5 protein-coding genes, 1 tRNA gene and 1 pseudogene are annotated in these 8,175 nt (G+C 64.6%); 3 read left to right on the forward strand and 4 right to left on the reverse strand.

Going from position 1 to position 8,175, the window contains the following annotated elements:
* Positions 1 to 122: pseudogene (locus EOA29_RS43050) on the forward strand (keto-deoxy-phosphogluconate aldolase); the annotation flags it as partial.
* A 69-nt stretch (positions 123 to 191) separates the two neighbouring features.
* Here EOA29_RS43050 and EOA29_RS17565 read toward each other — a convergent pair.
* A complete protein-coding gene (locus tag EOA29_RS17565; RefSeq protein WP_126092148.1) occupies positions 192 to 944 on the reverse strand; it encodes an SDR family oxidoreductase in 753 nt (250 codons plus the stop codon).
* Between the two features lie 215 nt (positions 945 to 1,159).
* On the opposite strand from EOA29_RS17565, the gene EOA29_RS17570 reads away from it, so the two are divergent.
* Complete coding sequence (locus EOA29_RS17570; RefSeq protein WP_126092147.1) at positions 1,160 to 2,053, forward strand: AraC family transcriptional regulator; 894 nt, start codon at positions 1,160 to 1,162, stop codon at positions 2,051 to 2,053.
* Between the two features lie 157 nt (positions 2,054 to 2,210).
* On the opposite strand, the gene EOA29_RS17575 is transcribed toward EOA29_RS17570, so the two are convergent.
* The 3 genes from EOA29_RS17575 to EOA29_RS17585 form a co-directional block, all read right to left on the reverse strand.
* Positions 2,211 to 2,284 (reverse strand) — tRNA-Gln (locus EOA29_RS17575).
* A 90-nt stretch (positions 2,285 to 2,374) separates the two neighbouring features.
* Positions 2,375 to 4,213 (reverse strand): DUF882 domain-containing protein, encoded by a 1,839-nt coding sequence (locus EOA29_RS17580; RefSeq protein WP_126092146.1) that lies wholly within the window; start codon positions 4,211 to 4,213, stop codon positions 2,375 to 2,377.
* 379 nt (positions 4,214 to 4,592) lie between these two features.
* The gene (locus EOA29_RS17585; RefSeq protein WP_126092145.1) at positions 4,593 to 6,134 is read right to left on the reverse strand and encodes a sigma-54 dependent transcriptional regulator; all 1,542 of its coding nucleotides are present in this window, start codon (positions 6,132 to 6,134) and stop codon (positions 4,593 to 4,595) included.
* A gap of 155 nt (positions 6,135 to 6,289) precedes the next feature.
* Between EOA29_RS17585 and EOA29_RS17590 the strand changes: the two genes are divergently transcribed.
* A complete protein-coding gene (locus tag EOA29_RS17590) occupies positions 6,290 to 8,125 on the forward strand; it encodes a M3 family oligoendopeptidase (RefSeq protein ID WP_189350541.1) in 1,836 nt (611 codons plus the stop codon).
* Positions 8,126 to 8,175: the final 50 nt, after the last annotated feature.

Below are 8,175 nucleotides of genomic sequence, written 5' to 3' on the forward strand. Positions count from 1 at the left end.
ATCTCAGCCTGCCCAACGTCATCTGCGTCGGCGGTTCGTGGGTCGCGCCCGACGATCTCATCAAGGCCGGCAAGTGGGATGAGATCGAAGCGCTCGCGCGCGAGGCGAGCAAGCTGGCCTAACGCAATTCCAGGAAAAGTGGACACCGGTTTTCCGTCCGGAATTGCGTCAAAACAAAATTCCACCTGCGCTCACCAAGGCAGCGGCCCGTTTTCGTCAAAATAACCGCCGGTCGGCCCGCCCGCATCCAGCGTCGCCAGGCGCACGACGATCTCGGCCGCCTGCTGCACCGTGCGGTGGCCTTTGTGCCCGTTGAGATCCGTCGCGGTGTAGCCGGGAGCGGCGGCGTTGACCGTGATGCCGCGCGGCGCAAGCTCCCTGGCGAAGGCCACCGTTATGGCATTGAGCGCCGTCTTCGAGCTGCCATAGCCCATGACAATGGGTGACTGACTCTCGCCAGCCGCACGAGCGATCGAGCCGAGATAGCTGCTGACCATGACGATGCGTGCGGCGGGCGATGCCGAAAGCAGCGGCAGGAATGCCTGGGTGACGCGGACCGGCCCGAAGACGTTGACGTCATAGGTGGCCTTCATGTCGACGTCGACATCTTCCCGGCTCGGCGGCCGTTCGTAACGGCCGTCCGGGCCGAGCGCGTCGACATATCCTGGGGCGATGCCGGCATTGTTGACCAGCACATCGAGGCTGGGTGTCCACGCCGCGACGGTCTTGGACGCGGCCGCGACGCTCTCGTCGCTGGTGACGTCGAGCTCGAGCCATTCGGCGTCGAACCCTTCGCCGCGCAGCGCTTCTGACGCGGCCGTACCGCGCTTCGAGTCCCGGGCGCCGAGCCAGACCTTGAACCCAATCGCCGCCAACCGGCGGGCAGTCTCGAGGCCGATGCCCTTGTTGGCGCCGGTCACTAGCGCATTCTTCCGTGTCGTCATATCCATCTCCTTTGCAGAGACCTAGAAATGACGTGAACCGGTCGGTTTCGCGCGCCGAAAGCTCTCATCCTCTTGCCTAATCCTGTCGGGTGCGCGCTTGCGCGTCACTTGGGTGCGCGCTTGCGCGTCACTTGGGTGCGCGCTTGCGCGTCACTAGGTGCGCGCTTGCGCGTCACCTCGTTGCGCGGCTTGCGCGGATCGGCAATGCTGAACCAATGAACGAGGCGCTCCAGGAGTTGATCGCAATTGCCGGCCGCCACGCGCGTGGACGGCGGACAAGGACGGCCGTTCCGCGCGTCACGATCGGCCGTAGCGAGGTTCCGACGCCGCCGCTGCCCGAGCTTTGCCAGCCGACCGCCCTGTTCGTGCTGCAGGGCACGAAATCGGTGCTGATCGGCGATCGAACGCTTCGCTACGGCGCCGGCAGCTGTTTCGTCTATGCGGTCGAGACGCCCGCCACCAGCCAGTTGATCGAGGCGAGCGCCGCCCATCCTTATATGGCCATTGCTTTCAGCCTCGATATCGAGCTGATCGCCACATTGCTCATCGACCACAAGCCGGCGGCCGGCGGCGACGACTTCGTGACCTATCCCGCCGATGACGAGCTGCTCGACGCGTGGCGCCGGATGCTGCGGCTGCTCGACAGGCCGAACGAGATCCCCGTGCTCGCGCCCATGCTCGAACGGGAGATCGCGTTTCGGCTGCTGCAAGGCCCGCAGGGCGCAAAGCTGCGCCAGCTCGCCCGCGCCGACGGCCGCCTGTCACAGATCCGCCGCGCCACCCAGTGGATACGTACGCACTACAACGAGCCGATCGATGTGACGGAGCTGGCCGCGCTCACCCATATGAGCAACGCCGCGTTTCACCGCCACTTCAAGGCAGCGACCGCCATGAGCCCGATCCAGTATCAGAAGCAGGTCCGTCTGCTCGAGGCCCGCCATCTGCTCATCGCACAGCCGGGCAACGCCGCGCGTGTCGCCTTTACCGTCGGCTACGAAAGCGCCTCCCAGTTCAGCCGTGAATATGCGCGGCAGTTCGGCTTGCCTCCGGCCCGTGACGCCGCGCGGCTCCTGGCGAGGGGCGAGGCGCCCACGCTGGAAGTTGACTAGCTAGATCGCCTCAAGCCGCCAGCAGAATCTTCTTCATGAATCCCCGGTTTGGAACGAACGCATCCTAACCCGAAAAAGCGCGAGCCGTTCCGGCCTCACGAGAGGTTTAGGCTTGCGTGATGGCATCCTGCGCCGGCCGGAAAACACGGCCGCCGGCTGGTTCCCGCTCATGGATTCGAACCACGATTCACGCCTTCAAAGGGCGCTGTCCTACCATTAGACGAAGCGGGATGGCCGGCGGTCAAATATGCCGCCATGGATGAAGAAGCAAAAGCCGCGCCGTTGTCCAAAAACGGGGCCTTCGCGGCACCGGCGGGCTCGTTATTTCGTTTGGAAACGGGCAACCGAAAGGAACTTCACGGCGTTGCCGGTGAAACGGTTGGCATCCGGCATTTGGGCATCCGTCTGGAAGCCGGCCGTGTAGACCTCGCTCGGCGGCGTATGCACCATATTATAGGCATAGCGCGGCGCCGTCGTCGGGTCGGAAACAGTGGCGATGTTCTCGCCGCTGCCCAGCGCCCAACGCGCCGCCTGCGGCGGCGTTGCCACCACCATCGCCTTCGGTCCCGGCCGCAGGTCGCTGGTGGAAGCCCTGGCCTCCTTGCGCGTCGTCTTCACACCGGCGCCGATCGCTTGCGCTGGATCGGTGCCGGCCGGACGGGCGGCGATGGCTTCACGCGGCGAGGCCGCATCGAGGCCCGACGGATCGTTGAACGCCGAGCGAGGCTGAGGCTCCGATAGTGAAGCGACCGCATATTCGGCTCCGCTCGGACCGGCTTCGGTGGTTGCGCTGGCCTGTTCGAGGACAGCCTTGATCTCATCCGGTTTGCCCGCGTCGGGCCGCGCCGTCGGCAGCACCGAGAAGGCATCGGTCGCGCTCTTGTCCTGCGAGGCCGTTTCCGCCAGCGCCAGAAGCACGCTCTTGTCCTTGGGCGACAGTTCAGCCGGAGTGGAGCGATCGGGACGCCAGGTCGGCAGCGGGATGTTGTTGACCGCCACCTTGGCAGGATCCGCCGCTGCGGCTTCCGCCGCGTTGGCCATGCCGAACGGCACGTTGACCGGCGCATGCGCTGTCGCCACCGCCTGCTCGGTCGTGGCCGAGGCGTCCGCCGTGGCGAACGGCACGTTTTCAGGCGTCTGCTGGCCGACATCGGCCTTCGGACGCGGCGCGAAGGCGGGCAGCGGGACCTCCTTCGGCGGCAACGCGGCGATGATCGTTTCCGGCGTGTCCTGCTGCTGCGAATCATCCGCGCTGTCATCCGCGATCTGCGGGATGTTGGCGCGCTTGGCGTTCTGCGGCGAGACGATCGCGATGCCCGGCAGGTTGCTGCTCTTGGCTGCTGCCACCTGCTTCACGACCTTGGGCTGGGGCTCCGGTGCGCCGCCGCCAGCATCGGCATCGTCGTCGGCCTCGTCGGCGCCACCACCGAACCAGGCCGCAAGCAGCCCGCCGGACCGCTTGCTCGACCCGCCGGCGCTGGCCAGCTCGATATTGGGCGTGCCCGAGCCCTTGCGCGCCTTATAGGCAGCCATCGCCTGTTCATAGCCCGGCAGCGGCCGGCCGTCGCTCGGCACATGCAGCGTCTTGCCGTTCGGGAACAGGCTGACCAGTTCCTGGCGGCTGATGCCCGGCCAGTGGCGCACGTTGCCGACATCCATGTGGACGAAGGGCGAGCCGGAACTCGGATAGTAGCCGACGCCACCGCCCTGCATCTTGAGGCCGATGTTGCGCAGCTTCTTCAGCGGCACGCCGGGAATATAGAAGTCCATCGCCTTGCCGAGCATGTGCTGGCTTTTCTCGGCGACGCCGCGGCTGCGGCTGCGCAGCAACGCGTTGGTGGACGGCGAGCGATAACCGCAGACGACCTGGATGTAATCCGACGAGCCGCTCTCACGATAGGCTTCCCACACCAGGTCGAGCAGCCGCGGATCCATCTTGGTCGGCTCGTTGCGGCGCCAGTCGCGCAGGATGATGTTGATCTTGCGCAGGCCTTCCGGATCGTAGCGGCCATTGCGCTTGTAGACGATCTCGGCCTTTTCGTGCGTGTGCAGGTGGTAGAGCTTCAGCGTGCGGACTTCGGCTTTCGCGCCGGAAGCGGCTGCCGAAAGGAACCCGACGGCCAAAATCACAAACGTCAGCCACCTTGGCCAGACGCTCATATGAAAATGCCGCCCGTCTGTGTGTCGTTCGACTTGGTTCAAATCAAAAGGCCTTGCAGGCTGACCGTTTGTCCCCGGATTTGCCCAAACGGATGCGTGGTTCTCACATCCGAATATCGATCCTAATGGTTAATCATCGCTTATTGAAGCCGAAATGCGGTAACACCGTGGCGATATCCCGTCAAAAATGATGCACCGCGTATCGTGGTAAATCACTGGTTTAGATCAAGAATTCGGCTCGGGCCGAAACACGATCTGTTACCGTTTGCCGCAATGCGTGATCGCCGGCGCTGAAATTGCTGGAAAACAGCAGTTTCTGAACCGGCAAGCGGCAATTTGATTCAAATTCTAGGCGGGGAAGCTGGGCTAGGCTAGCGTCTCAGGAGGCAAGCCGGTCGAGACGGCCCGCTTCCGGGTCAATGCCATATTCCTTCAACTTGCGGTAGAGCGTGGAGCGCCCGATGCCAAGGCGGCGCGCGACTTCGCTCATCTGACCGTTATAGTGGTCAATCGCAAGCTTGATCATCTCGAGTTCCACGTCGGCCAGCGCCCGCACGTTGCCGCGCTCGTCCAGGGCCCTGAGCGTGCCGAAGCGGGGCTGCAGCCTCGCCAGGGCGTCGCTCTCGCGCAGGGCGGCACCGGCCTCGTCGGCAGCGGCCTGATCGATTGGCTGCGGCTCGTCCGCGGCCAGTCCAGCGGCCGGCGCCGGTTCGGCGCCCAGGTTCACCGTGCCTTCGACCTGCGCCCGGATTTGCGGGAATTCCTCTTCGGTCAGCAACTCACCTTCGGCCAGCACGGACGCCCTGAACACCGCATTTTCCAGTTGGCGGATGTTGCCCGGCCAGTCATAGGCCTGCAGCATCGCCAGCGCCTTGGCCGATATGCCGGTGAGGCGGCGGCGCGGATCGGCCGGTGCCACCTTCTCCATGAAGTGCTTGACCAGATAGGGAATATCCTCACGTCGGTCGCGCAGCGGCGGCACGAAGATCGGATAGACATTCAGCCGGTAGAACAGGTCCTCACGGAATTTGCCGTCCTTGACTTGCTGCAAAAGGTTGCGATGGGTCGCCGAGATCAGCCTTATGTCGACCTTGACGGTCGAGCGGCCGCCGACCGGGTCGACTTCGCCCTCCTGGACGGCGCGCAACAGCTTGACCTGGACGTCGAGCGGCAGGTCGCCGATCTCGTCCAGGAACAGCGTGCCAGAATGCGCTTCGACGAATTTGCCGGTGTGCTTGTCGGTGGCGCCAGTGAAGGAGCCCTTCTCGTGGCCGAACAGGATCGATTCGACGAGATTGTCGGGGATGGCGCCGCAATTGACGGTGACAAAGGGCTTCGAGCGGCGGTCGCCACTGCCCTGGATCGCGCGCGCCACCAATTCCTTGCCGACGCCGGATTCGCCTTCGATCAGGATCGGGATGTTGGAGGCCGCCGCCTTCTGCCCGAGGCGGATCACCCGGTCCATCGCCGGGCTGCGGGTGATGAGGTCCTTGAAGGTGAGATGGCCGCCGCGACGCCGCGACGTGCGTTTCATCTCGTCCTCGACCGCCTCGACCCTCAAGGCATTGGAAATCGACGTCTGCAGCCTGTCGGGCGAGGCCGGCTTGACGACGAAATCGAAAGCGCCGTGGCGCATGGCCGAGACAACGGTCTCGATGCCGCCCTGCGCGGTCTGCACGATGACCGGCAGGTTGATCTCGCGCTCGCGCATCGCCTTCAGCACACCGATGCCGTCGAGGCCGGGCATGACCAGGTCGAGAATGATGACCGAAACATCGCGGGCGTTCGGCCCGTCGAGCACATCCAGGCCCGCCTCGCCGCCATCGGTGACGATGGCGCTATGGCCGAATTTCGTCACCGCCGCCTCGAGCAGCCTGCGCTGCACGGGATCGTCATCGACTATGAGTATGGAACCTGTCATGACTGTCTGAATTGCCCGCCAGAGAAATCCCCATGGATCATCTTGGCACAGGGTTCTAAATAAGGTTTCAAAAAACCCGGTGAACGAATTCCTTAGGATTTGACCGGCTTCTCCTTTCCCTTTGATTCTGGCCCTGATTCAAAAAGGTATTGTTGATGCGCATGATGTTTGGTCGGCGGCTTGCAACGGCGTCTGGTCACGGCGCGCTGGAGCTTGGCGATCTGCCGGAATGGAACCTCGCCGATCTTTATTCCGGCATGGAGGCGCCGGAGCTGAAGCGCGACATCGCGAGCGCGGCAACCGATGCCATCGCCTTCGAGGCGCGCTGGAAGGGCACTTTGGCCGCCGAGGCCCAACGCGGCACCGCCGGCAGGCTCGGCGAGGCGCTGGAGGCCTATGAGGCGCTGGAGGAGCTGATCGGCCGCATCGTCTCCTATGCGGGGCTGGTCTATGCCGGCAACACCGCCGATCCGCAGCGCGCCAAACTCTACGGCGACGTCCAGGAGAAGATGACCGATGCCAGCGCGCATCTTTTGTTCTTCGCGCTGGAGCTCAACCTGATCGACGATGCGGCGATCGAAGGCGCGCTTGCGGCCGACGCGGCCTTCGCCCATTACCGGCCCTGGGTGCTCGACCTCAGGAAGGACAAGCCCTACCAGCTTGAGGACCGGGTCGAGCAGCTGTTCCATGAAAAGTCGGTCACCGGACGCGGCGCCTGGAACCGCCTGTTCGACGAGACGATGACCGACCTGCGCTTCGATGTCGACGGCGAGGAGTTGACGCTGGAGCCGGCGCTGAACCGGCTGCAGGACGCCGATGGCGAAGTGCGTCGCCGCGCCTCCGAGGCGCTCGCCGCGACTTTCCGCAAGAACCTGCGCACCTTCACGCTGATCACCAACACGCTGGCCAAGGACAAGGAAATCTCCGACCGCTGGCGCGGCTTCAAGGACATCGCCGATTCACGCCATCTCGCCAACCGCGTCGAGCGCGAGGTGGTCGACGCGCTGGCGGCCGCCGTGCGCGAGGCCTATCCGCGCCTCTCGCACCGTTACTACGCCATGAAGGCGCGTTGGCTAGGCATGGACGTGATGAACCATTGGGACCGCAACGCGCCCCTGCCCGAAACCCCGCAGGCGGTGATCCGCTGGGACGACGCCAGGGACACGGTGCTGTTGGCCTACCAGCGTTTCTCGCCCGACATGGCCGAGATCGCGCGGACCTTCTTCGACCGCAACTGGATCGACGCGCCCGTGCGGCCCGGTAAATCGCCCGGCGCCTTCGCCCATCCGACGGTGCCTTCGGCGCACCCTTATGTGTTGCTCAACTACATGGGCAAGCCGCGCGATGTGATGACGCTGGCGCACGAGCTCGGCCATGGCGTGCACCAGGTGCTCGCCGGCGGCCAGGGCGCGCTGATGGCCGCGACGCCGCTGACGCTGGCTGAGACGGCCTCCGTCTTCGGCGAGATGCTGACCTTCCGCTCGCTGCTCGACCAGACCGGCGACCGCCGCGAACGCAAGGCGATGCTCGCCCAGAAAGTCGAGGACATGATCAATACGGTCGTGCGCCAGATCGCCTTCTACGAGTTCGAGCGCAAGGTGCATGCCGAGCGTCGCAACGGCGAGCTCACTTCAGACAGGCTCGGCGAATTCTGGCTCGAGGTTCAAGCCGAAAGCCTGGGGCCGGCGATCAAGCTGCGCGACGGCTATGAGGTCTTCTGGACCTACATCCCGCATTTCATCCACTCGCCCTTCTACGTCTACGCCTATGCCTTCGGCGACTGCCTGGTGAACTCGCTCTATGCCGTTTATCAGAACGCCGAGCGCGGCTTTCAGGAGAAGTATTTCGAGATGCTGCGCGCCGGCGGCACCAAGCATCACTCGGAGCTTCTGGCGCCCTTCGGCCTCGACGCCACGGACCCCGCCTTCTGGCAGATCGGCCTTGGCGTGATCGGCGCGCTGATCGATGAACTGGAAGCGCTCGACAAATGACGGGTGTTTCGCCGGCGGCATAGGCCAGAACAATTTAGCCGGGGCGAATA

Source organism: Mesorhizobium sp. M1E.F.Ca.ET.063.01.1.1, from assembly GCF_003998155.1.
In the GTDB taxonomy this organism is placed as follows: domain Bacteria; phylum Pseudomonadota; class Alphaproteobacteria; order Rhizobiales; family Rhizobiaceae; genus Mesorhizobium.